Source organism: Tahibacter soli (genome assembly GCF_025717065.2).
Taxonomy (GTDB): domain Bacteria; phylum Pseudomonadota; class Gammaproteobacteria; order Xanthomonadales; family Rhodanobacteraceae; genus Tahibacter; species Tahibacter soli.
The window spans coordinates 1025170-1049192 of record NZ_JAOVZO020000018.1 but is presented as its reverse complement, the minus strand read 5'-3'; the positions used below and the strand labels follow the sequence as shown (position 1 = coordinate 1049192).

At 67.3% G+C, this 24023-nt stretch carries 19 protein-coding genes; 4 read left to right on the top strand and 15 right to left on the bottom strand.

Annotation, left to right across the window (positions count from 1 at the left end; all coding sequences use genetic code 11):
- Positions 1-108: 108 nt before the first annotated feature.
- Entirely contained in the window at positions 109-1152 is a 1044-nt protein-coding gene (locus OD750_RS17995) for an aldo/keto reductase (RefSeq protein ID WP_263544005.1), read from the top strand.
- Between the two features lie 12 nt (positions 1153-1164).
- On the opposite strand, the gene OD750_RS17990 is transcribed toward OD750_RS17995, so the two are convergent.
- Both OD750_RS17990 and thpR read right to left on the bottom strand, forming a co-directional pair.
- Entirely contained in the window at positions 1165-1500 is a 336-nt protein-coding gene (locus tag OD750_RS17990) for a hypothetical protein (RefSeq protein WP_263544004.1), read from the bottom strand.
- A 42-nt stretch (positions 1501-1542) separates the two neighbouring features.
- A complete protein-coding gene (gene thpR / locus OD750_RS17985; protein WP_263544003.1) occupies positions 1543-2142 on the bottom strand; it encodes an RNA 2',3'-cyclic phosphodiesterase in 600 nt (199 codons plus the stop codon).
- A gap of 134 nt (positions 2143-2276) precedes the next feature.
- Between thpR and OD750_RS17980 the strand changes: the two genes are divergently transcribed.
- Positions 2277-2813, top strand: coding sequence for a hypothetical protein (locus tag OD750_RS17980; protein WP_263544002.1), 537 nt, complete (start codon positions 2277-2279; stop codon positions 2811-2813).
- A gap of 591 nt (positions 2814-3404) precedes the next feature.
- Here the strand turns inward: OD750_RS17980 and OD750_RS17975 are convergent.
- Complete coding sequence (locus OD750_RS17975) at positions 3405-5195, bottom strand: phospholipase D-like domain-containing protein (RefSeq protein ID WP_263544001.1); 1791 nt, start codon at positions 5193-5195, stop codon at positions 3405-3407.
- A 212-nt stretch (positions 5196-5407) separates the two neighbouring features.
- Positions 5408-6301, bottom strand: a complete 894-nt coding sequence (locus tag OD750_RS17970) for a LysR family transcriptional regulator (RefSeq protein WP_263544000.1) — start codon at positions 6299-6301, stop codon at positions 5408-5410.
- Between the two features lie 87 nt (positions 6302-6388).
- On the opposite strand from OD750_RS17970, the gene OD750_RS17965 reads away from it, so the two are divergent.
- Complete coding sequence (locus tag OD750_RS17965; protein ID WP_263543999.1) at positions 6389-7165, top strand: NAD(P)H-dependent oxidoreductase; 777 nt, start codon at positions 6389-6391, stop codon at positions 7163-7165.
- 28 nt (positions 7166-7193) lie between these two features.
- On the opposite strand, the gene OD750_RS17960 is transcribed toward OD750_RS17965, so the two are convergent.
- From OD750_RS17960 to OD750_RS17940, 5 genes are all read right to left on the bottom strand, one after another.
- Positions 7194-7577 carry a hypothetical protein gene (locus OD750_RS17960; RefSeq protein ID WP_263543998.1) on the bottom strand — a complete coding sequence of 128 codons (384 nt, stop codon included), beginning with the start codon at positions 7575-7577 and terminating at the stop codon, positions 7194-7196.
- A 345-nt stretch (positions 7578-7922) separates the two neighbouring features.
- Positions 7923-9611, bottom strand: a complete 1689-nt coding sequence (locus OD750_RS17955; RefSeq protein WP_263543997.1) for an SWIM zinc finger family protein — start codon at positions 9609-9611, stop codon at positions 7923-7925.
- 71 nt (positions 9612-9682) lie between these two features.
- Positions 9683-11326 carry a glutamine-hydrolyzing GMP synthase gene (gene guaA, locus OD750_RS17950; protein ID WP_263543996.1) on the bottom strand — a complete coding sequence of 548 codons (1644 nt, stop codon included), beginning with the start codon at positions 11324-11326 and terminating at the stop codon, positions 9683-9685.
- A 216-nt stretch (positions 11327-11542) separates the two neighbouring features.
- Complete coding sequence (guaB, locus tag OD750_RS17945) at positions 11543-13000, bottom strand: IMP dehydrogenase (protein WP_263543995.1); 1458 nt, start codon at positions 12998-13000, stop codon at positions 11543-11545.
- Between the two features lie 98 nt (positions 13001-13098).
- Positions 13099-14241 (bottom strand): dipeptidase, encoded by a 1143-nt coding sequence (locus OD750_RS17940; RefSeq protein ID WP_263543994.1) that lies wholly within the window; start codon positions 14239-14241, stop codon positions 13099-13101.
- 241 nt (positions 14242-14482) lie between these two features.
- On the opposite strand from OD750_RS17940, the gene OD750_RS17935 reads away from it, so the two are divergent.
- Positions 14483-15301, top strand: coding sequence for a tetratricopeptide repeat protein (locus tag OD750_RS17935; RefSeq protein WP_263543993.1), 819 nt, complete (start codon positions 14483-14485; stop codon positions 15299-15301).
- A 16-nt stretch (positions 15302-15317) separates the two neighbouring features.
- Here the strand turns inward: OD750_RS17935 and recJ are convergent, their stop codons facing one another.
- The 6 genes from recJ to OD750_RS17905 form a co-directional block, all read right to left on the bottom strand.
- The gene (gene recJ / locus OD750_RS17930) at positions 15318-17066 is read right to left on the bottom strand and encodes a single-stranded-DNA-specific exonuclease RecJ (protein ID WP_263543992.1); all 1749 of its coding nucleotides are present in this window, start codon (positions 17064-17066) and stop codon (positions 15318-15320) included.
- Complete coding sequence (locus OD750_RS17925; protein ID WP_263543991.1) at positions 17063-18001, bottom strand: phosphoglycerate mutase; 939 nt, start codon at positions 17999-18001, stop codon at positions 17063-17065. The genes recJ and OD750_RS17925 overlap by 4 nt, the downstream gene beginning before the upstream one ends.
- 64 nt (positions 18002-18065) lie before the next feature.
- Positions 18066-18782, bottom strand: a complete 717-nt coding sequence (locus tag OD750_RS17920; RefSeq protein ID WP_263543990.1) for a pilin — start codon at positions 18780-18782, stop codon at positions 18066-18068.
- A gap of 75 nt (positions 18783-18857) precedes the next feature.
- A complete protein-coding gene (greA, locus tag OD750_RS17915; RefSeq protein ID WP_263543989.1) occupies positions 18858-19334 on the bottom strand; it encodes a transcription elongation factor GreA in 477 nt (158 codons plus the stop codon).
- On the bottom strand, positions 19331-22558 hold the full coding sequence (gene carB / locus OD750_RS17910) for a carbamoyl-phosphate synthase large subunit (RefSeq protein ID WP_272842026.1): 3228 nt from the start codon (positions 22556-22558) through the stop codon (positions 19331-19333). Before carB ends, greA begins: the two co-directional genes overlap by 4 nt.
- On the bottom strand, positions 22542-24014 hold the full coding sequence (locus tag OD750_RS17905) for an LSm family protein (RefSeq protein ID WP_263545168.1): 1473 nt from the start codon (positions 24012-24014) through the stop codon (positions 22542-22544). The genes carB and OD750_RS17905 overlap by 17 nt, the downstream gene beginning before the upstream one ends.
- Positions 24015-24023: the final 9 nt, after the last annotated feature.

Genomic DNA, 24023 nt, shown 5'->3' with positions numbered 1-24023 from the left:
GAGACTATCAACGAAACCCGGAAACTGATTCAACGTCCCGGACGCCAATCCGACGCGCGCAAAACGGTAGCATCGCGAACCGACTTCCCGCAGCAAAACGGAAAATCCATGGAACATCGTCAACTCGGCCGGTCCGGCCTCAAAGTCCCCGTCCTGAGCCTCGGCACCGGCACGTTCGGCGGCACGAACGCGTTCTTCGAACGCTGGGGGCAGACGCAGGTCGACGACGCGCGGCGGCTCGTCGATGCCAGCCTCGCGCACGGCGTCAACTTCTTCGACACGGCCGACGTCTATTCCGACGGCGTGTCGGAAGAAATTCTCGGCCAGGCGATCAAGGGCCGCCGCAACGAGGTGCTGATCTCGACCAAGGCGACGTTCACGACCGGCAACAAGGGCCCCAACGACAAGGGTTCGTCGCGCTACCACCTCGTGCGCGCGTGCGAGGCGAGCTTGAAGCGTCTCGGCACCGATCACATCGACCTGTACTTAATGCACGCCTTCGACGCGCTGACGCCGGTCGAAGAAACGCTGCGCGCGCTCGACGACCTCGTGACGAGCGGCAAGATCGGCTACATCGGCGCGTCGAACTTCTCCGGCTGGCATCTGATGAAGTCGCTCGCGACGAGCGAGAAATACGGCCTCGCGCGCTACGTCGTGTACCAGGGCTACTACTCGCTGATCGGCCGCGACTACGAGTGGGAACTGATGCCGCTGGGCCTCGACCAGGGCGTCGCGGCGATGGTGTGGAGCCCGCTCGGCTGGGGCCGTCTGACCGGCAAGATCCGCCGCGGCCAGCCGGCGACGACCGGCCGCATCGCCTCGGGCGGCGCCACCGGCGGGCCGCCGGTCGACGACGAATACCTGTACGCCGTGGTCGACGCGCTCGAGAAAGTGGCCGCGAACCGCGGCAAGACCGTGGCGCAGGTCGCGCTGAACTGGCTGCTGCAGCGGCCGACGGTCGCCAACATCGTGATCGGCGCGCGCGACGAGGCGCAGCTCGTGCAAAACTTCGGCGCGCTCGGCTGGACGCTCGCGCCCGACGAAATCGCCGAACTCGACCAGGCGAGCTTCAGAACGCCGGTCTATCCGTACTGGCACCAGACCGGCTTCGACGAACGCAACCCGAAGCCGACGAAGTGGACGGCCGAGTGACGCATCGCGTGTCTATGCGTTGAAAGCGCGCCTCGCCTTTCGCCAGGCGAGGTTGCGCCGCACGACTTCGCCGAGCGGCATGTCCGGCAATTTGCGAAATCCGTTCAGGCGCTTGGCGCGCATGCCGGCTTTCACGTCGTTCTCGATCGCATTGAGGTTGTCGGCTACGGCGACGCCCGATACCTGCGACAGGAGCACTGCCGCGATCCGCCGTTCCTGCCGGCGTCGTGTTGCCTGCCGTTTCGGAATCGCCTTGCGTGCGCCGTGCGGCGATTCGCCGTAGGCGTTGCGGCAATCTCGCATCAGGCTCAGACGTTTCTTGATCTCGGGCGACTTGATCTTGCTCACGGCATCTCCTGATTTGCAGGTGCTGTTGATCGGCACGCTCGATCAGCCCCGCAACGCAAACCGCTCAAGCACGACATGCTTCGTCTGCCCGAGCAGACTGTGCACGAGCACGAACTCGTTCGCGTGCCAGCCGACGCTTTGCGCGATCGGCTGCTCGGCGACGCCCTGGTCGTCGTACAGCAGCGTGACGTGCGGCGTGAAGCTCTCTTTCTTCGAGATCAATCGCGCCGCGCGAGCGGCGGTTTCGAGCGCCTGCTGCAGCGTCTTGAGTCCGGCCACGTCGTCGCTGCCGCGCAGCACGAACGGCTGATTGCGCGGCCGCTTGAAGCTCATGATGCGATCGAACGACACGTCGAACGGCGCGAGCGGCGGCAACGTCGCGGCGACCTCGATCGCGCGCCGCGCGAGTTCGTCGGGAAAGCCGGCGTAGTCGCCCAGGTGCAGCAGCGTCGTATGCAACCGCTCCGGCGCGGTCACGCGGCCGCGCAAGCCGTGTGTGCGGCGCAGATCCTCTCCCGCGCGTGCGATGCGCGCGGCGTTGTCGGCATCGGGTACTAGCGCGAAGAACAATCGATCGGTCTTGGGCGTCTTTGGCGGTTCGGGCGGCCGATCGAAACCGGCCAGCGAAAATTGTTCGGACACTGCATGCCTGCCTGCGCACTTTCGAGCGGTGCAGTCTAGCAAAGCCGCGCCCCGCCCTTCGCCGCGTTCGCTTTCGGCGCCGGACACGCATTGCACCAACGTCGGCGCCGCCGCGCGCCTCGCGAGTTCGCATCATGCGCCCTGCCGCATCGAAAGCCGCCGTCGTCGTCCTGTGCGTCTGCGCCGCGGCGCACGCCGCGACGATCACCGTCACGAACACGATCGACAGCGGCTCGGGCTCGCTGCGCGAGACGATACTCGCGGCGAACGCGAACGGCGTTCCCGACACGATCGCGTTCGCGCTTCCCGGCACCGGTCCGCACACGATCGCACCGGCGTCGCGCCTGCCCGACCTTGCGGGCGTGCTGACGATCGACGGCCATACGCAGCCCGGCAGCGCGCCTAACACGCGCGCCCCCGACCAGGGCGGACTCGATACCGTGCTTGCGACCGAAATCCGCGGCCCCGGCAACGGTTTCGTACTCGACACGAACCCCGCGGCCGACGTCACGCTGCGCGGCATCGCGCTGTCGGGCTACGCGCCGCACATCGGCGGCGGCAACGCGAACACGCGATTGACACTGCACGCCAGCTTCATCGGCACGACGGTCGACGGCACCGACGCGAGCGGTACGCGCGCGATCCCGAACGGCTCGGCGCAGTCGCCGTAGTTCACCGGCGGCATCCTGCTGTGGCGTTCGATCGCGAACAACGCGCCGGCGGTCATCGGCGGCTTCGGGCCGGGCGACGGCAATCTCATCGCGCACAACTGCGGCGCCGGCATCTTCAGCCGCGAGGCGCGCACCGGCGAGCGCTTCGACAACCGCGGCAACGCGATCCACCACAATCGCGGCAGCCGCGGCGCGAACGCCGACATCGCGCCGGCCGGCCCGTCGCCGAACGGCGCCGGCGATCCCGACACCGGCGCGAACAATCGCCAGAACGCGCCGCACATCGTCGCGGCGAGCGTCACCGGCAACCAGCCGTCGATCACCTATCGCGTCGACACCGCGACGAGCGACGCGGCGTATCCGCTGCGCATCGATTTCTACGAAAATATACAAAGCAGCAGCGGCGCGCTGCTGGGACAGGACGGCTATCCGGCGGCGTCGGCGCAGCTGTCGCGCACGCTCGCGCTGACGCCGCCGCCGGGCGTGCGCGCATTGCCGTTCGTCGCGGTCGCGACCGACGCCGACGGCTATTCGAGCGAATTCTCGGCCGCGTACGACGTGATTTTCCAGAACGATTTCGACTGACGCGCGCTACGCGAAGCCGCTCATGCCGGTAAACAGATCCACGCGCTTGCGCTTGAGCGATCCGGGCTTGTACTTGCCGAGCCAGTCCTCGGGCTTCTCCGACAGGAACAGGTTGCCCTCGGCATTCGCCGCGGCGTTCGGCGCGTTCTTCGTCGCCTCGGTCACCGAGCGGAAGTAGTAGTGGTTGAAGATGCGGTTGAACTCGGTGAAGTAAATGTCGGCCACGCGTTTGTCGCCGCGAATCAGCAGCATGTTCTCGTCGTTCGCGTTCGTCGACGCCGCGCTGAAATTCGCCGAACCGGTGACGACGAGCGGATCGTCGCCGAGCGGATCGCGCAGCAGGAACTTCGAATGCACGTAGCTCACGTGCTTGTTCAGACCGAGCAGGCGCGCGTTCGTTTCGCGCGTCCACTGGTACAGCGCTTCGGGCAGGTACGAGCCCCACGCCTTGTAGACGTTCTGCCGCGCGTTGATGAACACGAACGCGTCGCGGTTCTTTTCGGTCGGCGCGTCGCGCTTTTCGAGCATCATGAACGTGATCGGGCTCTGCGGCGTGTGCTCGCGCAGCGCTTCCTTGAATTCCTTGCTGATGCCGAACGCGAGCGTGATGCAGCCGCTGCGCTGCGCCTGCGCGATGAGACTCACGTACAGGTCGAGCATCGTCAGGCCGCGGCGCGGACTGAAGATCGGCGTGACGCCCTCGGGTATCGCGTCGATGTCGTCGGGCGTCGGGCTGATGTCGGCGACAGCGGCGGCGAGCTCGGCGTTCTTCCGTTTCGCGTCGGCGGCCGTGTCGTCCGCCTGCCCGCCGGGATCGCCGCTCAAGAGGTCCCAGTACGCCGCAAAGCTCGCGGCGACCGCTTCGTTGCGCACCCAGTGCCCGACGTTCGTCTGGCCGTGGATGCCGCCGTCGGAGAGGTTCGTCGAGCCGGTCCACACCTGCGTCGGCGTGCGCCGTTTGCCCTTCTGCAGCACCATGAACTTGTTGTGCTGGATGTCGTTCTTGCGTGCGGTGCGCAGCACGACGCGCTCGAGCGGAATGCCGGACGCTTCGAGCAGATCGAGATTGTCGACGCGCGGAAACGCCGCGTGGAACACGCCCTTTTTGTCGGTCGTTTCGTTGTTCTTCGCATCGACGATCAGACGCACGTCGACGCCGCGGTCGATCGCTTCGCGCAGCGCCTGCGCGGCCGGCGCGTAGCGAAATTCGTAGAAGCAGCACAGCAGTCCGTCGTTCGCGCGCGCCTGCCGGATGAAGCGCAGCAGCGCGTCGTCGAGTTTGCGGCTGAGCCATTCGCGGGCCTGCGCGTCTTTCGGCGGAACGAGCGCGTCGGGTTTCTTGTTCTGGAACTTGCGCGCGTACGCCTGGCTGCTCGCGACGCCGCGATTGAAGAACACGTCGTGTTCGAAGTCGCTGAACAGCGGTTCGGTGCGTATCGTGATCTTCACAGGCCGCGCGCTGTGGTCGAGATTGCGCGGCTTGCCGCGCACCGGAAAGAAGCTGTACTCGTATTCGCGCCCGTCCTTCGCCGTGAAGTCGTCCCACAGAAAACTCTGCACGGGATGGTCGCGCGTGCTGGCGATCGTCGAGGCGTCCGGATTCGGTATGACCGACGCGAACACCTTGAAGCCCGGCATCATGTAGCGCTCGTCCTCGGTCGGGTCGAAACGCTCGACCGCGAACCCGAGCAGCCCCTTGCGGGCCTCGTCCGATGCTTCGATACCGAACGAGACGGTGTTGATGCCGGCAACCGCGAAAACTCGAAAACCGTCGACCTTGCTGGACTTGAATCGCATGGGATTCCCCTGAAAGTCCGCGGTGACGCGCATTCGAGCACGAACCGCCGAGCCCGCCAAGTGCACAATAAAACTTTCGGCGATTCTCGCGACAAGCCTCTTCGCAATACGATAAAAACCATCAAGTTATACGAAAACCCTCACGCCGGATCGACCTTGCGCGCCAGCGCTTCGGCCAAAACACGCTGCGTTCGAGGCGCACGGCGACGATGCTACACGGCTCCGGCAACTTGCTCGCGCAGCCACCGATGCGCCGGATCGCGATGCGAGCGTTCGTGCCACAGCATCGCCATCTCGTAGCCGGGCACGTCGACCGGCGCCTCGACGACGCGCAACGCGCCGCTGTTGCGAACGAGCCGCTCGGGCACCATCGCGACGAGATCGGTACTCGCGAGCACCGACAGGACGAACAGGAAGTGCGGCACCGACAACGCGACGCGGCGCGTCGCGCCCACGGCCGCGAGCGCGTCGTCCGTGACGCCGCGAAACCCGCCGCCGTCCGGCGACACGATCACGTGATCGAGCCGGCAGAACTGCGCGAGCGTCGGACGACGCGCAAGGCGCGGATGACCGGCGCGTCCGGCCAGCACGTAGCGTTCGGCGAACAGCACGCGGCGGCGCAGACCGGGCGGCGAGCCCTCGCTCGTATGAAACGCGAGGTCGATATCGCCCTGCTCCGCCTGTCTGGCGATGCGCGACGGGGCGAGTTCGACGACGGCGAGCCGCGAACCCGGCGAAGCTTCGCGCAGGCCGGCGATCGCCGGCAGCACGATCGTCGATTCGCCGTAGTCCGAAGCGGCGACGCGCCACGTCTGCGTCGCCGCCTTCGGATCGAACGCCTGCGCCGGCGCCACCGCGCGTTCGAGCGCTTCGAGCGCCTGCCGCAACGGTTCGCGCAGCGCGTCGGCGCGCGCGGTGGGCCGCATGCCGCGCGGTCCGGGCAGCAGCAGCGGGTCGCCGAAGATGTCGCGCAGCTTCGCGAGGTGAACGCTGATCGACGGCTGCGAAAAATGCAGCCGCTTTGCGGCGCGAGTGACGTTGTGCTCGGCGAGCAGCGCGTCGAGCGTCACGAGCAGGTTGAGGTCGAGTCTGCGTAAATTAACCATGACTATGACAGTAATTTTGGATATTCATTTCTAACATACCAGCGCGCGGTCTAGCCTGCCCGGCATTCCTTCCATGCAGGCCCGCCCATGAACGTTCTGCTCGTCTACGCACACCCCGAACCGCGGTCGTTGAACGGCTCGCTCAAGGATTTTTCCATCCGGCGTCTCGAAGCGGCCGGACACGCCGTACAGGTATCCGACCTGTATGCGATGGACTGGAAAGCGTCGCTCGACGTACACGACAGTCTCGACCACGAGGACGGCGTGCGCTTCGATCCGTCACTGGCGTCCAGGCATGCGTTCGAACGCGGAACGCAAACCGGAGACATCACACGAGAGCAGGAAAAACTGCGCTGGGCCGACACGCTGATCCTGCAGTTTCCGCTGTGGTGGTTCTCGATGCCGGCGATACTCAAAGGCTGGGTCGAGCGCGTATACGCGTACGGCTTCGCCTACGGCGTCGGCGAGCACTCCGACGCGCGCTGGGGCGATCGCTACGGCGAAGGCTCGCTCGCGGGCAAGCGCGCGATGCTGATCGTCACGACGGGCGGCTGGGAGTCGCACTATGGCCCGCGCGGCATCAACGGGCCGATGGAGGATCTGCTGTTTCCGATCCACCACGGCATTCTGTACTACCCGGGTTTCGACGTGCTGCCGCCGTTCGTGATCCATCGCACCGGCCGCATCGACGCGGCACGCTACGCGCGGATCGAAGACGAACTCGGACAGCGGCTCGACACGCTCGCGACGACGGCGCCGATCGCGTTTCGGCCGCAGAACGCGGGCGACTACGCGATACCGGAACTGACGCTGCGCGACGACATCGCGCCGGGGCGGTCGGGGTTTGCTGTGCACGTGGCGTGAGGCGCAAGGCGACGTGCGAGGCGTTCGCCTAGCGGACGGGGCGCGGCGCGTCGTCGCGGCGCAGACCGAGCGCCTGCAGCGCGTTCTTGCCGGCGAGCACGAAGTAGAGCCACGCTTTGCGCCAGCGTCCGGTCAAGAGGACGATGTGGATGTGCCAGCCGTGCTCGCGCCGCGCGCTGTAACCGCTGTACAGCACGCTGTAAGCGCCGGGATCGCCGACGCGTTCCTTCGCCAGCGACTGCGCCCGAGCCATGCCGAGCGCGAGCATCTCCGAAAGATCGGCGGGCGACGGCTCGCCTTCGCTGCGCGGGAAGGCGAGCAGGTAGTAGTCCGGAATCATGCCCCGGCGAATTCGGTACAGCGTGCAGGTAAGCCCGCGAGACAGCACCGGCGTGTCGACGACTTCGTGCATGCCCGGCTCCGGAAACCATCAATGCCTGCTCGCTCGCCGGTCGCTCGGTCCGTTCGCGGAGCGCAGCGGCTGGCGCACAGCCACCTCATTCTTACTCCATCATCAAAACGTTGCCTAACCCGCGCGGCTAAAGGGAATCCCTAGACGCGTTGCTGTTGTGGCTGCTCCACTACGGCGGGCAACATGGCATCGTGCCAACTAGTCGCAGCACCGTAGGCTGCGAGTTCGTCTCCACCTCCAACGGCCCAGAACGCCCAGGATGATTTTTCACGGCCAGCGCCATAGCTCTGCGGCATCCTTCCATATCGCCGATGCACCGAAGTCGTATTTCCAGTCCGATTGCGGTCAGGCAAGCAACTTCATGAAATTGCGCTTGCGTTCGAAACGAGCGCGGAGCGTTGCGACATAGGCCTTGTGCTCCTCTGCGCTCTTCAACGCAGCCATCCGTGCAACGAGCTTCACCGCTTCTTCATAGGCGGGGTTACTACCGGTCGCCACGAGCTCGTCGACACGCAGGGCATACACATCGAACGCCTCGCGCGGATGCGTTTTCTCGGTCGTCGCGGCTAGCCATTGCTTTACGTTCAACGCCACGCCGCGTTGGCCGGCCACGGTCCATGCGGCGTCAAATCGACGTTCGCGCATCAGGATATGGATCAGCAGGTCGGCCAAACCGTACCGGAACCGTTCGCTCGATCGGGCCTGTTCGGCCTCGAGTAGTTCAATCGCGCGATCGCGCGCCGAGACTCCCGAAAGTTTGCGCCAACGATCGTACAGTTCGAGGTTGGGCGTCTTGGCGAACGTTCGCTGCAGAAGCGCGTCCGCATCGGCCTTGCGACCGAGCTTGACGAGAACGCCCACCGCAAAATCGGCCAGGCGTCCGTCGGGATAGTTTTCGTACGCCCGCAGGCCTTCCTCCGCCACGCGCAACCCGTCTTCCACCCTGCCCTGCGAAACGCAGAATTCGGCGAGCATCAGATAGTTCCATGGCGACGACAGATCCTTCGCACGCAACGCAATGCGCGCGTCCGTGTCGCCGGCCGCTTCCGCAAAATAATCCAGTATTTCCTGCAGGCGCCGATAGTCGTCCGAAGCATCGCCCTGAAGCCGCGTCGCGGCAGACAAAGCAGGCAACGCATCCCAACGCTCCGTCGCAAGCCGTCGGTATTCATCGAGCCCGGCGTCGCCGAGCACTTCGGCATAGTCTCGCACGGCTCCCGCGAACGATTGGAAGTCGCTCGCCATTTCTCGCGCGAACAGATTGCGCGCGAACGCTATCGGGTCGGGGCGCGCCGCGGATGCCGCGAAAAGATGGAGGGTGCCCGCACGCTCGATCAGCTCGTCACAGAGACCGTCGGAATCGTCGACGTACTCGATCGCCGCCTCGATCCGGTCAATGGCGTACTCGATCAGTTTCAACGCGATGCCCGCACGCTCCGGCAATGGCAGATCGGCAAGCGCATCGAGAGACGCGTTGACGCCGCCCGCCCATCCTTCCGCCTCGGCGTACTCGACGAAACGCCCCGTCCGGGTGGCCGTGTCGATCAGCTTGCGCAAGCGCGTTTCAATCGTCGTGTCGTCGCCGTGCGCGAGCGTCGCTACCGTCGCCGCGCCGTCGAGCTTGCGATAAAACGCCGAATCGCGTTCGGCAATGCCCACGATCATTTCGACGAGCGCGTCGATGCCCTTCGCTTTCAGATGCGCACGAATGCGATCGCCGGCGCTGTCGGCGCCGGCGTTGCCGTCCAGTACCGACAGCGCCACTGCGACGAGATGCTTGCAGAAGCCGCCGTCGTGGAACGCCGGGCACGAACAGCTTCCGCCGAAGCTCTTGCCTCGCCACGTCAGCTCGACGTGATAGTTCTCGCTTCCCTGAACGTCGGCCAGCGCGCGGTTGCGTTCGAGAGCGAAGATATCGACACAACCGCGGCGATGGTAAGCCTCGCCGCGCGCGAACACTTTGTCGCCGGCTCGCGCACGAATTGCGCCAATGTCTACAGGTAGAATCGCGGATTTCGACGTTTTCGATTTCATCGCTCGACTTCAACGACAGAACGCGAGGATACTTCGGACGGGCCGAACGATGCCGCTTCCGCCGCCGCGACTCACTCCCACTCGATCGTCGCCGGCGGCTTCCCGCTGATGTCGTAGACCACGCGCGACACGCCGCGCATCTCGTTGATGATGCGGCGCGAAACGTGTTCGAGGAATTCGTACGGCAGCCGCGCCCAGTGTGCGGTCATGAAATCGATCGTCTCGACCGCGCGCAGCGCGATCACCCATTCGTACGCGCGGCCGTCGCCGACCACGCCGACCGATTTGACCGGCAGAAACACCGCGAACGCCTGGCTCGTCTTGTCGTACAGGTTCTGCGCGCGCAGTTCTTCGATGAAGATGTGGTCGGCCTGTTGCAACAGTTCCACATATTCGGGCTTGACCTCGCCGAGCACGCGCACGCCCAGTCCCGGGCCCGGGAACGGATGGCGGTAGACCATTTCGCGCGGCAGGCCGAGCTCGACGCCCATGCGCCGCACTTCGTCCTTGAACAGTTCGCGCAGCGGTTCGACCAACCCGAGCTTCATGTGTTCGGGCAGGCCGCCGACGTTGTGGTGGCTCTTGATGACGTGCGCCTTGCCGGTTTTCGCGCCGGCCGACTCGATCACATCGGGATAGATCGTGCCTTGCGCCAGCCACTTCACGTCGGTGAGCTTGGCCGATTCTTCTTCGAAGATCTCGACGAACAGCCGGCCGATGATCTTGCGCTTGGCTTCGGGATCTTCCACGCCCGCGAGCGCCGCGAAATAGCGCTCGGCCGCGTCGACGCGAATGACGTTGACGCCCATGTTCCGCGCCATCGTCGCCATCACCTGGTCGCCTTCGTGCCAGCGCAAGAGGCCCGTGTCGACGAACACGCAGACGAGTTGTTCGCCGATCGCGCGTTCGAGCAATGCCGCGACCACGGACGAATCGACGCCGCCGGAAAGGCCGAGCAGCACCTTGTCGGTGCCGACCTGCTCGCGCACGCGCGCGACGGCGTCGTCGATGATGTTCGCCGGCGTCCACAGCGTCGCGCAGCCGCACAGGTCGACGACGAAGCGGCGCAGCAGCGCGGCGCCCTGCTTCGTGTGCGTGACTTCGGGATGGAACTGCACGCCGTAGTAGCGGCGCGCCTCGTCGGCCATCGCGGCGTATTCGAGCGAATCGGTGCGGCCCGCGGCGACGAAGCCCGGCGGCAGCGCGGTCACGCGGTCGCCGTGCGACATCCACACGTCGAGCGCGACGCGCGCGACGACCGGTTCGACGACGGTGTTGTCGCCCTGCCGGCCCATCCAGCTTTCGCCTTCGCCGAGTTCGGGCGCGTTCGGCGCGTCGCTGACGAGCCCGCGGAACAGGCCGCAGTCGAGCGCGGCGCTGACCTGCGCGTAGCCGAATTCGCGGTGGTGACCGCCTTCGACCTTGCCGCCGAGCTGCTCGGCCATCGTCTGCATGCCGTAGCAGATGCCGAGCACCGGCAGTCCGAGGTCGAACACCGTCTGCGGCGCGCGCGGCGAATTCGCCTCCGTCACCGACTCGGGGCCGCCGGACAGGATGATGCCCTTCGGCGCGAATCGGGCGATATCGGCCGGGTCGTGGTCCCACGCCCAGATTTCGCAGTAGACGCCGATCTCGCGGATGCGGCGCGCGATCAGCTGCGTGTACTGCGCGCCGAAGTCGAGGATGAGGATTTTATCGTTGTGGATGTTTTGCATGGCGTCCGGGCGGCGGCGTGGGATGGCCGCGGCCGGGAACGTCGCACCGCGGTGCTTTTATCCCCCTCTCCCCCAAGCTCGCTTGGGGGAGAGGGTCGGGGTGAGGGGCGACGCCGGAACCTCCTCGACGTCGAGGCAGTACGAAGCGTCTCCCTCACCCTGCCCTCTCTCCCGACGCGGTCGGGGGAGAGGGTTTCTGCGTTGTATTTCTATCGATCAATCCAGCCGGTAGTTCGGCGCTTCTTTCGTGATCGCGACGTCGTGCACGTGCGATTCGCGCACGCCGGCACTCGTGATGCGCACGAACTGCGGTTTCGTCTGCAGGTCTTCGACCGTCGCGCAGCCGACGTAGCCCATCGACGCGCGCAGGCCGCCGATCAGCTGGTGCACGATGCTGCGCAGCGGGCCGCGATACGGCACGCGGCCTTCGATGCCTTCGGGCACGAGCTTGTCGGCGTCGGCTTCGTCCTGGAAATAGCGGTCCTTCGAGCCTTTCTGCATCGCGCCGAGCGAACCCATGCCGCGATAGCTCTTGTACGAGCGTCCCTGGTACAGCTCGACCTCGCCCGGCGCCTCTTCGGTGCCGGCGAACATGCCGCCGATCATCACGCACGACGCGCCGGCGACGAGCGCCTTGGCGATGTCGCCGGAGTAGCGGATGCCGCCGTCGGCGATCAACGGAACGTCGGTGTGTTTGAGCGCTTCGGCCACCATCGCGACGGCGCTGATCTGCGGCACGCCCACGCCCGCGACGATGCGTGTCGTGCAGATCGAACCGGGGCCGACGCCGACCTTGACCGCGTCGGCGCCCGCGTCGACGAGCGCGAGCGCGGCGTCGCCGGTGACGATGTTGCCGCCGATCACCTGGATGCCCGGGAACGTGTTCTTGACCCAGCGCACGCGGTCGAGCACGCCCTGCGAGTGGCCGTGCGCGGTATCGACGATGATCACGTCGACACCCGCCTCGACGAGCGCAGCGACGCGCGCTTCGGTGTCGCCGCCGACGCCGACCGCCGCGCCGACGCGCAGGCGCTCATGCTGGTCTTTCGCGGCGTACGGGTTGTCGCGCGCTTTCTGGATGTCCTTGACGGTGATGAGGCCGCGCAGGCGGAAACCGTCGTCGACGACCAGCACTTTTTCGATGCGGTGCTTGTGCAGCAGCGCGAGCACTTCTTCTTCGCCGGCGCCTTCGGGCACCGTCACCAGGCGATCCTTGCGCGTCATGATGTGGCGCACCGGATCTTCGGGCTTCTTTTCGAAACGCAGGTCGCGGTTGGTCACGATGCCGACGAGATGTTCGCCGTCGACCACCGGCACGCCGGAGATGTTGCGCGCGCGGACGATCTGCATGACTTCGCGGATCGACGTGTCGGGCGACACCGTGATCGGGTCGCGGATCACGCCGGCCTCGAACTTCTTGACGAGGCGCACTTCGGCGGCCTGGCGCTCGACCGGCATGTTCTTGTGGATGATGCCGATGCCGCCGCACTGCGCCATCGTGATCGCGAGACGGCCTTCGGTCACCGTGTCCATCGCGGCCGAAACGACCGGGATGTTCAGGCGGATGCCGCGGGTCAAGCGCGTGGAGGTGTTGACGTCCTTGGGCAGGACATTGGAATAGGCGGGAACGAGCGAGACGTCGTCGAACGTCAAAGCTTCGGCGAGGATGCGCATGCTTGGGGCCGTCCAAAAACGGGATTATACGGAGATGCGCGGCGGACTCAAAGTGCCGCGCATCCCCGACGAACGTCGCTCCGACGGCCCGGTGCCCGTCAGCCCCAGACCTCGCCCATCACGCGCGCGAAATTGCCGCCGAGGATCTTTTCGATCCGCGCGTCGGGAAAACCGCGCGCCGACAGCATTCCGGCCAGCACTTCGAAGCGGTTGGCGACGTTGAGATCGGGCGGAAACAGGTACAGCTTCGGGTCGCGCTTTTCGAAAATCCCCTGCTCGATCATGTCCTTGATCATTTCGAGGTTTTCCTTCTCGAACTCGGGCGTGATCTTCGCCGGCGTCGTGCCGAGATCGGTGCCGATGCCGACGTGGTCCTCGCCGCACACCTTCACGGCGTGCTCGATGTGCCGGATCACGTCGGCGGCGACCTGCTGTCCCTGCGAACGGATGTACGGCCAGAAGATGATGCCGACCACGCCGCCGCGGTCGGCCAGGAGCTTCAGTTCGTCGTCGTAGACGAGCCGCGGCGCCTCGGGCGCGAGCGCGCGGCAGCCGCTGTGCGAAATCAGCATCGGCTTCTTCGACGCGAGGATGCCTTCGCGGATCGTGCGCTGCGCGCCGTGCGCGAGGTCGACGACGATCTTCTCGGCGTTGAGCCGCTCGACGAGCGCGTTGCCGAGTTTCGACAGGCCCGCGTTGCCCGGTTCCATGCAGCCGTCGCCGACGAGATTGCGGCGGTTGTGCGTGAGCTGCAGGACGCGCAGACCCATGTCGCGAAACAGCGTGACGCGGTCGAGATCCTCGCCGAGCGGTTCGGCGCCCTGGAACGTGTAGATGACGCCGAGCTTGCGCTCGCGCCGCGTCTTTTCCAGATCGGCGCGGTTACGCACCAGCATCATCAGATCGGCGTGCTTGTCGATCTTCGCGTTCCAGTCGGCGATGCGCTGTTTCGTTTCGGCAAATTGCTCGTTCGTATACCAGAAACGCCCCTGCGGCCCGGCCGTCGTCATCACCGACGTCAGTCCGCATTCGCGCACGGCCTTGAGCGCGTCGGCGTACATCGGATCGTCCTCGGCGAAGTACAGAAGGTCCGGTCCGCTCAGGCCGTCGATCGCGTACGACTTGCGGTACGGCGCCCACGTCGGCGCCGCGGCACTCTCCCGCGCGAGCGCCGGCATGCCGGCCGCCGCGCCCATCGCGAGCCAGCCCGCGGTGCCCAGAAATTCCCGTCGATTCGTCATTGCGCACTCCCCTCCCGGTCGATGAACGCGAACCCAGACGCGCCCGGCACGCACGAACCCACATCTACCCGTGCGGCCGGGCGGATCGGCGCACTTTACAGACATACGTCACGTTTCGTAATACGGCCGGCACGACGGCTGCGACGATTGGGGGATGCCGCGCGTCGGTACGTCATCCGTCGTAGCAGACGCGCAAGACCGGCGGCAGCCGCAACCGCGGTGCGCACAGCAAGGAAGACGTATGACCGGCTCTATCGCTTACCCGACCGATGCCTTCGACCGCCGCCCGGCCGGCGACCGGCGCGACGACTCCGCCCGCCGCACGCCGCGCGCGCGCGAGTTCGGTGAATACGACGACTACATGCGTCGGGAGTACGCGCGCTATCTCGCCGACGCGGGACGCCACGCCGAAGCCGCGCGCGAGATCGACGGCCTCGTTGCGGCCGGCTGCGCCGACGGCGCCGACTACGAACTGCGCGGCCAGTGCCGCCTCGAAGCCGGCAACGACGTGGCGCTGACGCTCGCGCTTGTCGATTTCGAGAACGCGCAGCGGCTGCACGGCGCCGACGTCCAGCGCGTGCAGATCCGCATCGCCGCGTGCCTGAACCGCCTCGGCCGCCACGCCGAAGCCCTGGTGCGCACCGACGACACCGCAGCCGCGCAGGCGTATCCGGAAGAGGCGCAGCACGAACGCATCGAGGCGCTGATCGGACTGAAACGGGCGTGCGACCTCGTCGGCGCGTTGAACGCATACCCGCCCAAATGCCCCGACCTGCGCGCCCGCGCCGGCGGCGTGCTGCGCGAAGCAGGCCGCAACGCCGAAGCGCTCGGCCAGTTCGCGATCGTCGCGCGCGCGCGGCCGGACGATCGCTACGTGCTGTGGGCGATCGGCGACTGCCTCGTCGCGCTCGGCCGCCGCCACGAGGCGGTCGAATGGTTCGAACGCGCGGAACTGGCGTATCGCGAGGACGGCGACGGCGTCAAGGCCGAGATCTGCCACCGCGCGAGCGACGAGGCGCGCGGGCGGCGCGGCGTGCTCGCATGGCTGTTCGCGCGCTGAAAGATTCGGCGCGGTTTCAACCGCCCTGCGCGGCCTCGTAGTGCCGGATCAACAGGCGCAGGCGCTCGCGGCCGTTCCAGTCGTCGATCGCGAGCTGAAAGGCCGCGCGCATACGCGCCGGCGGCGCCGAGCCGGTGTAGCCGCCGAACATCACCGCGTCGAGCGAGGCGGCGACCGCGCGATGTTTGAGCGTCAGCCGCAGGTGCGTCGCGCCCATCGTGCGCCAGTCGGCCACCGCGAATTCGTCGTCGAACAGCGGTTCGGGAAACGCCTGTCCCCACGGCCCGGCCAGACGCAGCTGCCGCGCGAGGTCGAGGTCGTATTCGTGCGGCAGCAGCTCGCCGTCGGTGTGCAGTACGGGATCGAGCAGTTCGGCGTCGATGCGCCGGCGCGCGACCGCGTCGAACGCGGCGGCGAACTCGTGCAGGCGCGCCGCCGGCAGGCTCAGACCCGCGGCCATCGCGTGGCCGCCGTAGCGGCCGATCAGGCCCGGCGTACGCGCGTCGACCTCGGCGAGCGCGTCGCGCAGATGAAAGCCCGCGATCGAACGGCCGGACGCCTTGAGGTCGCCGCTGCCGTCGCCGGCCGGCGCGCAAGCGATCACCGGCCGGTGCAGGCGCTCCTTGAGCTTCGAGGCGACGAGGCCGATCACGCCGGCGTGCCAGTCGTCCTCGAACAGCACGACGCCGACCGGGAACGCGTCGCTGCCGTGCCGCGCGAGAAACCGCGCGATCGTCGCTTCGCCCTGCTCCACCATCTGCGCCTGCAGGTCGCGCCGTTCGGCGTTGATCGACGACAGCGTCTCGGCCAGGTGCCGCGCGCGCGACGCATCGTCGGTCAGCAGGCATTCGATGCCCAGACGCATGTCTTCGAGCCGGCCGGCCGCGTTGATGCGCGGACCGAGCGCATAGCCGAGGTCGCTCGCGCACAGCGTCGCGGCGCTGCGCTTGGCCACGTCGATCAGCGCGGCGATGCCCGCGCACGCCTTGCCGGCGCGGATGCGGCGCAGCCCCGCTTCGACGAGCACGCGGTTGTTGTAGTCGAGCGGCACGAGATCGGCGACGGTGCCGAGCGCCACGAGGTCGAGCAGGCAGCCGAGATCGGGCTCGGCACGCGCCGCCGACGTTCCCGATGCGAACCAGCCCGATTCGCGCAACCGGCCGCGCAGTGCGAGCAGCAGATAGAACACGACGCCGACGCCGGCCAGCGCCTTGCTCGGAAACGCGTCGCCGTCGAGGTTCGGATTGACCATCGCATCGGCGGCCGGCAGCGTGTCGCCGGGCAGGTGGTGGTCGGTCACGATCACCGCGATGCCGCGGGCTTTCGCCGCAGCGACGCCCGCGTGCGCGGCAACGCCGTTGTCGACGGTCACGATCAGATCGGGCGCGAGCGGCGCGAGATCGTCGACGAGCGACGGGCCGAGGCCGTAGCCGTGCGTGAAGCGGTTCGGCACCTGATAGCTGACGCGCGCCGCGCCGAGGAGGCGCAGGCCGCGCAGCGCGACGGCCGTGCCCGTCGCGCCGTCGGCGTCGAAGTCGCCGACGACGACGATGTGGCGATTTTCCTTTATCGCTTCCTGCAGAAGTTCGCAGGCGCGGTCGATGCCGCCGAGCGACTGCGGCGGAATCAGCCGCGCGAGGCGATGTTCGATCGCGTCGGGGTCGCGAATGCCGCGCGCCGCGTAGATGCGCTGCAGCACCGGATGCACGCCGGCCCAGGCCGGCAGCGCGATGCCGTCGCGCCGCGCGATGCGCAGCGGCCTCATGCGGCGAGCGGCCGCACGCGGCGCCAGAAGCGCCAGCGGTGGCCCGGCTTGACGATGTAGCGCTCGCCGCTCGCGAACGCGACGCACAGCGCGGCGATGCGCTTTTTCGACAACGCCGCGTCGAACGCGGGCAGCCAGCGCGATGCAAGTTCGGCGAGGCCGGCCGCATCGTCGAGGTCGAACAACTGCGCCTGTGCGCTGTCGATGCGCGAGACGTCCGGCGCGATCGCGGCGATGCCCGCGCGCTGCGCGAGCGCGGCCAGCACGGGATCGCGCGTGAGCGCGACCGCGAGCGTCGTCTTGACGAACGCCGGCTGCGATCCCGCGCCCCAGAACCACAGGCTGTTGACGGGCGGCAGGCCGCGCGCGGCGCGCTCGCGGTTGAGCGGATGCTCGTGCAGGATCATCTGCGCTTCGTTGAGCAGCGACGTCCAGCGCGACGCGAGCGCCCCTTGCGGCAAGTGCCGGCGCAGGTCGTCGCCGAGCGCGTCGGCCGGCGCCGAGAACGTCGGCAGCTGCGCGCCGGGCGGACCGCGCAGATACCAGCGCGCCGGCGTCGGCGCGTCGATCGGAAAGCCGGCGTCGCCGAACAGCGGCTTGAGCGGTCGTATCAGCGCGGCGCAGTCGTCGGCCGACAGGCCCATCTCGCCGCACGCCATCAGCCGCGCGGTCGCCATGTCGGCGCGCACGTACGCGGGGTCGGCGCGCAGCCACACCGCGTTCGCGGCGTCGCCGGCGTCGGCCTGCCGCGTCAGCGCGGCGACCGGCGCTTCGGTTCCCGCAAACTGGAAATGTTCACGAATTTCGACCTGCCGGCCGGGCGCGGCGTCGGGCAGCCGGTCGCCGCGTGCGCACCACCGCGCGAGCGGACCGCCCGCGACGGCCGTGTCGGCGGCAATCCGCTTGAGCGGCGGCAGCAACAGCGTCGATGTCATCGGGTTCCTGAAGGTCTTGCACGGGTTGCGGCGGATTCTTCATGAATTCGCGCCGAAAGGACACCTACCGCAGATGCGGCGCATACGTGCAGTCGTCGATCGCGCTCGCGACTTTGACGATATCGGGCGACGTGCAGGTCCAGACGATGCTCGAACCGGGCGCGTCCGGCGTCAGCACGAGATGGCCGCCGCCGGCCGAGGGCTGCAGCGTCACCCGCAGCACGCCGTGCGCGGCGAGATCGATCCTCGCGACGTGCGTGCCGGCGTAGCGCGTCGGCGATTCGACGATCCGCGGATCGGCCGCGGCCGGCCACGCGGCGTAGTTCATGCGATGCTCGGCGATAGCCGTCTTCAGCCCCGCGGCGATGGCGAGCACTTCGGGACCGAACGCCATGGCCGCGCGATTGCAGCCGGGCAGCCGGTCGATGTCGGCAACGTCCGGCGATTCGCAGATCCACGAGATCGGCTGGTGCGACGGATCGGGATTCTCGGGGCGCATGCGGATGTGCCCGCCGCCCGCCGCGGGGCTCAACGTCACTTCGAAGACCGCGTTGTCGTAGAGATCGAGCCGCGCGACGTTCGCGCCGGCGTAGCTCTTCGGCGCGCCGACGACGTCCGGGTCGGCGGCCGCGGGCCATTTGCCCCAGGTCAGCGCGTATTCGGCGATGCCGGTCTTGACGCCGCCGGTCGCCGCGACGGCTTCGGCCAGCGCGGCCGGCGGCGTGGCGCCGGCCTGTACGGAAACCGCCGACAGCACGGCGCCCAGAACGATCGTTCGCATCGACACCGCACTTCTCCGGTTGTGGACAACGCGACGAATGACCGCGTCGAGAACCGTCAGTTCAGCGCCAACCGCTCAATCGTAGCGAACGTCGGTAATTTCATAGCGCTTGACGCCGTTGGGCGCCTGGAACTCGAACGAGTCGCCGGCGCTCTTGCCGATCAGCGCGCGCGCGATCGGCGAGCTGACGGCGATCAGGCGCTGCTTGATGTCCGCTTCGATGTCGCCGACGATCTGGTACGTCACGGTCTCGCCGGAATCCTCGTCTTCGAGCTCGACCGTCGCGCCGAACACGATGCGCGTGCCGGCAGCGAGTTTCGACACGTCGATGACTTCGGCGTAGCTCAGCGTGCCTTCCATTTCCTGGATGCGCCCCTCGACGAAGCCCTGCATCTCGCGCGCCGCGTGGTACTCGGCGTTTTCCTTGAGATCGCCGTGCGCGCGCGCTTCGGCGATCGCTTCGATGATGCGCGGACGCTCGACCGACTTCAAGCGATCGAGTTCTTCGCGCAGGCGCTCCGCGCCTTTCAGGGTCAACGGGGGTCGCTTCATGCCTTCAGTTCCTCGTGGAGCTCTTGCAAACTGTGTACTTCGCCGCTGTCGCGAAAATCAAGCGAGTGCAGCAGCGCCTTGGCCCCGGCAATGGTAGTGGAATACGTTACGCGCTGCTGCAGCGCCTCGCGGCGGATCGAGAACGAGTCGGCGATGGCCTGCTTGCCTTCGGTCGTGTTGACGATGAAGACGATCTCGCGGTTCTTGATCAGATCGACGATGTGCGGCCGGCCTTCGATGACCTTGTTGACGCGCTCGCACGCGACGCCTTGCGCGGCAAGCCAGTCGCACGTGCCGCTGGTGGCGACGAGCGAGTAGCCGCGACGCACGAGGTCGTGCGCGACCGGTAGCAGGCGCGTCTTGTCCGGGTCGCGCACCGACACGAACGCCTTGCCCTTCGGCGGCGCGGCGATGTTCGCCGCTTCGTGCGCACGCGCGAACGCGGCGCCGAAGCTGCGGCCCACGCCCATCACTTCGCCGGTCGAACGCATCTCGGGGCCGAGGATCGGATCGACGCCCTGGAACTTCAGGAACGGGAAGATCGCTTCTTTCACCGAGTAGTACTGCGGAATCACTTCGCGCGTGGCGCCCTGCTCGGCGAGGCTCTTGCCGACCATGCAGCGCGCCGCGATCTTCGCGAGCGGCACGCCGGTCGCCTTCGACACGAACGGCACGGTGCGCGACGCGCGCGGGTTCACTTCGAGGATGAACACGTTCTCGTCCTGGATCGCGAACTGCGTGTTCATGAGGCCGACCACCTTGAGCTCGCGCGCCATCGCCTCGACCTGCTCGCGCAGGCGGTCCTGGATTTCCGGCGACAGCGAATACGGCGGCAGCGAGCACGAGGAGTCGCCCGAATGCACGCCGGCTTCCTCGATGTGCTCCATGATGCCGCCGATCAGCACGTTGCCTTCCGAGTCGGCGACGATGTCGACGTCGACTTCGACCGCATTGTCGAGAAAGCGGTCGAGCAGCACCGGCGAATCGTTCGACACGCGCACGGCTTCGGTGATGTAGCGCTTGAGGTCCGCGTCCGAATGCACGACTTCCATCGCGCGGCCGCCGAGCACGTAGCTCGGACGCACGACCATCGGGTAGCCGATCTCGCGCGCGAGCGCGAGCGCCTGGTCGGCGTTGCGCGCGGTGCGGTTCGGCGGCTGCACGAGCTTGAGCTTCTCGACCATCTGCTGGAACCGCTCGCGGTCCTCGGCGAGGTCGATCGAGTCGGGCGACGTGCCGATCACCGGCGCGCCGTTCGCTTCGAGCGCGCGCGCGAGCTTGAGCGGCGTCTGGCCGCCGTACTGCACGATGACGCCCTTGGGCTTTTCCTTGTCGATGATCTCGAGCACATCCTCGAGCGTCAGCGGCTCGAAGTACAGGCGATCGGAGGTGTCGTAGTCGGTCGACACGGTTTCCGGATTGCAGTTGACCATGATCGTTTCATAGCCGTCCTCGCGCAGCGCGAGCGCGGCATGCACGCAGCAGTAGTCGAACTCGATGCCCTGCCCGATGCGGTTCGGCCCGCCGCCGAGCACCATGATCTTGTCGCGGCCCGTCGGCTGCGCTTCGCACTCTTCTTCGTACGTCGAGTACAGGTACGCGGTCGTCGTGGCGAATTCGGCCGCGCACGAGTCGACGCGCTTGTACACCGGCCGCACGTTGAACGCGCGGCGCAGCGTGCGCACGGCGTTCTCGTCGGTGCCGACGAGGCTCGCGATGCGCGCGTCGGAAAAGCCCTTGCGCTTCCAGCGCAGGAGGTTCTTCGCGTCGACCGCGGCGAGGCCGCCGGCCTTGATCGCGGCTTCGGTCCTGACGATGTCTTCGATCTGCACGAGGAACCAGCGATCGATGCGCGTCAGCGCGAAGATTTCCTCGAGCGACAGGCCCGCGCGGAAACCGTCGGCGACGTAGAAAAGGCGCTCCGGACCGGCTTCCTTCAGCTCGCGCTTGAGCGTTGCGATGTCTTCTGTGGTGCCGAGATCGAGCTTCGTCGGATTGAGGCCGTCCTTGCCGGTTTCCAGGCCGCGCAGCGCCTTCTGCAGCGACTCGGAGAACGTGCGGCCGATCGCCATGACTTCGCCGACCGACTTCATCTGCGTCGTCAGGCGCGCGTCGGCGGCGGGGAACTTCTCGAACGCGAAACGCGGAATCTTCGTCACGACGTAGTCGATCGACGGTTCGAAGGACGCCGGCGTCAAGCCGCCGGTGATCTCGTTCTTGAGCTCGTCGAGCGTGTAGCCGATCGCGAGCTTCGCCGCGACCTTCGCGATCGGAAAGCCGGTGGCCTTCGATGCGAGCGCGGAGGAGCGCGACACGCGCGGATTCATCTCGATGACGACGACGCGGCCGTTCTCGGCGTTCACGCCGAACTGCACGTTGGAGCCGCCGGTGTCGACGCCGATCTTGCGCAGCACCGCGATCGACGCGTCGCGCAGGCGCTGGTATTCCTTGTCGGTGAGCGTCTGCGCCGGCGCGACGGTGATCGAGTCGCCGGTGTGCACGCCCATCGGATCGAGGTTTTCGATCGAGCAGACGATGATGCAGTTGTCCGCGGTGTCGCGGACGACTTCCATCTCGAATTCCTTCCAGCCGAGCACCGATTCCTCGACCAGCACTTCGCCGACGGGCGACAGCTCCAGGCCGCGGCCGCAGATCTCGACGAATTCCTCGCGGTTGTACGCGATGCCGCCGCCGGAGCCGCCGAGCGTGAAGCTCGGGCGGATGATCGTCGGGAAGCCGACCTTGGTCTGCGCTTCGAGCGCCTGCTCCATCGTGCGCACGATTTCCGCGCGCGGGCATTCAAGACCGATGTCACGCATCGCGTGGCGGAACAGTTCGCGGTCTTCGGCCATGCGGATCGCCTCGCGCGAGGCGCCGATGAGTTCAACCTTGTACTTGTCCAGAATTCCCTTGTCGGCGAGTTCGAGCGCGCAGTTGAGCGCGGTCTGGCCGCCCATGGTCGGCAGCAGCGCGTCGGGCTTTTCCTTCGCGATGATGCGCTCGACCGTCGCCGGCGTGATCGGCTCGATGTAGACGGCGTCGGCCGTCTCCGGGTCGGTCATGATCGTCGCGGGATTCGAATTGACGAGGACGACGCGATAGCCTTCTTCCTTGAGCGCCTTGCAGGCCTGCGCGCCGGAATAGTCGAACTCGCACGCCTGACCGATGACGATCGGACCCGCGCCGATGATCAGGACGGTGCGAAGATCAGTTCTTTTTGGCATTGCTGTTTCCTTGAACGGGCGCGGACTCGCCGCTGTCGACGACGACGCCGACGTCGCGCACGTCGCGCTTGGGTATGGACAGCTGGAAGCCGCCGTCGCGGGCGCCGAGCTGGATATCGAGGTTGGAACCGGAGAACCGCACGAGCGCGCCGCGGCGCGTCGTGCCGTTCTGCGTGCGCACGACGACTTCGCGGCCGACGTTCTGGCGCAGTTCGTCGTATTCCATCGGCTGCACGGCGAACGCGTTCTTGCCGCCGCCGAACGTGACGAGCGGCTTGGCTTCCTGCACCGGCGCGGGCGGCGCCGCGGGCGCGGCGGCCGGTGCGGTCGCGGTCGCTGCCGTCGATGCCGCGGCCGACGCGGGCGTCGCGGCGGCCGGCGTCGCGGTCACGGTAGTGACTTCGGTCGCGGGCTCCGGTTGAACTTCGGACAGCGGCTTCAACGCCAGCAGCACCGGGTCGCGGCCCTGCACTTCGACGACCGGGCTGAGCAGATAGCGCATCTGCTCGCCGTTGTAGCCGCGCGCGTTCATCAGCTGGAAACCGGCCTGGGGCCGGGTGCGGATCATGAGTTCGCCGCCCTTCGTCGCGTATTCGCGGTAGGACGCTTCGAGCGGCGCGTCCGGCACGAGGCCGACGCGCGCGAACCGTGCGCGCACGGCTTCGATGTGCTTGTCGACGAATGCGGCGGCCGAGAGATTCGCCTCCTTGCCGCAGTACGCGTTGCGCGCGGCGATGAAGCCTTCGTCGCGGAACGCGAGCGTCGCCGACGTCAGCGTCGCGGCGGCGAATGCCGTCGGGTTCGCGTCGACGCCGGGCGCGGTCAGCGTGACCATGCCCTCGGCGATGCCGGCGCCCGGCGTGCCGGCGCTGATGACGAACTCGACCGCGTCGGCGCCGAGCCGGTTCATGCGCACGACGATCTTCGAATGCTGCACCGACAGGCCGAGCGTGCCCAGATCGCCGCGCTCCCACGCAGCACGGCTGCCGCAGCCGTCGGCTTCGAACGGCGCGCCGGAATAGGTGCCCAGGAGGTTTTCCGCCTGCATCTGCGGCGTTACGCCCGACAGTTCGAAGTTGTCGAGCGTCAGGCCGACGCGTTCCGGAAATTTTTCTTCGACGCCGAACAGGCTCGAGCGGATCAGCCACCACAGGCCCGGCGTGTGTACCGTGACGCGCTCGATGCGCATCGCGCCCGGCAGCGACGATCCGGCCGGCGCGTCGATGCGCACGCGGTTGACGCCGACGTCGCCGTTCAGGCCGAAGAACGACGAGCCGCGGCTCGCCTGCGTGAAACCCTGGATGCTCTCGAAGATCCGGCTGACACCGGCGTCGACTCGCCACCAGATCACGCCGTAGACGACGGCGAGCGGCAGGACGATCCGCGTGACGATCCAGACGAGCTTGCTGCCGATGCCGCTTTCCTTCTTGACCGCCGAGGCTCTGCGCGCCGCCATGATGGATTC

What these genes read in the sequence shown, in the direction of transcription:
- OD750_RS17955 (WP_263543997.1), bottom strand. Translation starts at nt 9,611, where the DNA reads ATGAAATCGAAAACGTCGAAATCCGCGATTCTACCTGTAGACATTGGC.
- OD750_RS17960 (WP_263543998.1), bottom strand. Translation starts at nt 7,577, where the DNA reads ATGCACGAAGTCGTCGACACGCCGGTGCTGTCTCGCGGGCTTACCTGC.
- greA (WP_263543989.1), bottom strand. Translation starts at nt 19,334, where the DNA reads ATGAAGCGACCCCCGTTGACCCTGAAAGGCGCGGAGCGCCTGCGCGAA.
- OD750_RS17935 (WP_263543993.1), top strand. Translation starts at nt 14,483, where the DNA reads ATGACCGGCTCTATCGCTTACCCGACCGATGCCTTCGACCGCCGCCCG.
- guaA (WP_263543996.1), bottom strand. Translation starts at nt 11,326, where the DNA reads ATGCAAAACATCCACAACGATAAAATCCTCATCCTCGACTTCGGCGCG.
- OD750_RS17905 (WP_263545168.1), bottom strand. Translation starts at nt 24,014, where the DNA reads ATGGCGGCGCGCAGAGCCTCGGCGGTCAAGAAGGAAAGCGGCATCGGC.
- OD750_RS17920 (WP_263543990.1), bottom strand. Translation starts at nt 18,782, where the DNA reads ATGCGAACGATCGTTCTGGGCGCCGTGCTGTCGGCGGTTTCCGTACAG.
- OD750_RS17975 (WP_263544001.1), bottom strand. Translation starts at nt 5,195, where the DNA reads ATGCGATTCAAGTCCAGCAAGGTCGACGGTTTTCGAGTTTTCGCGGTT.
- recJ (WP_263543992.1), bottom strand. Translation starts at nt 17,066, where the DNA reads ATGAGGCCGCTGCGCATCGCGCGGCGCGACGGCATCGCGCTGCCGGCC.
- carB (WP_272842026.1), bottom strand. Translation starts at nt 22,558, where the DNA reads ATGCCAAAAAGAACTGATCTTCGCACCGTCCTGATCATCGGCGCGGGT.
- OD750_RS17940 (WP_263543994.1), bottom strand. Translation starts at nt 14,241, where the DNA reads ATGACGAATCGACGGGAATTTCTGGGCACCGCGGGCTGGCTCGCGATG.
- OD750_RS17995 (WP_263544005.1), top strand. Translation starts at nt 109, where the DNA reads ATGGAACATCGTCAACTCGGCCGGTCCGGCCTCAAAGTCCCCGTCCTG.
- OD750_RS17965 (WP_263543999.1), top strand. Translation starts at nt 6,389, where the DNA reads ATGAACGTTCTGCTCGTCTACGCACACCCCGAACCGCGGTCGTTGAAC.
- OD750_RS17970 (WP_263544000.1), bottom strand. Translation starts at nt 6,301, where the DNA reads ATGGTTAATTTACGCAGACTCGACCTCAACCTGCTCGTGACGCTCGAC.
- OD750_RS17980 (WP_263544002.1), top strand. Translation starts at nt 2,277, where the DNA reads ATGCGCCCTGCCGCATCGAAAGCCGCCGTCGTCGTCCTGTGCGTCTGC.
- guaB (WP_263543995.1), bottom strand. Translation starts at nt 13,000, where the DNA reads ATGCGCATCCTCGCCGAAGCTTTGACGTTCGACGACGTCTCGCTCGTT.
- OD750_RS17925 (WP_263543991.1), bottom strand. Translation starts at nt 18,001, where the DNA reads ATGACATCGACGCTGTTGCTGCCGCCGCTCAAGCGGATTGCCGCCGAC.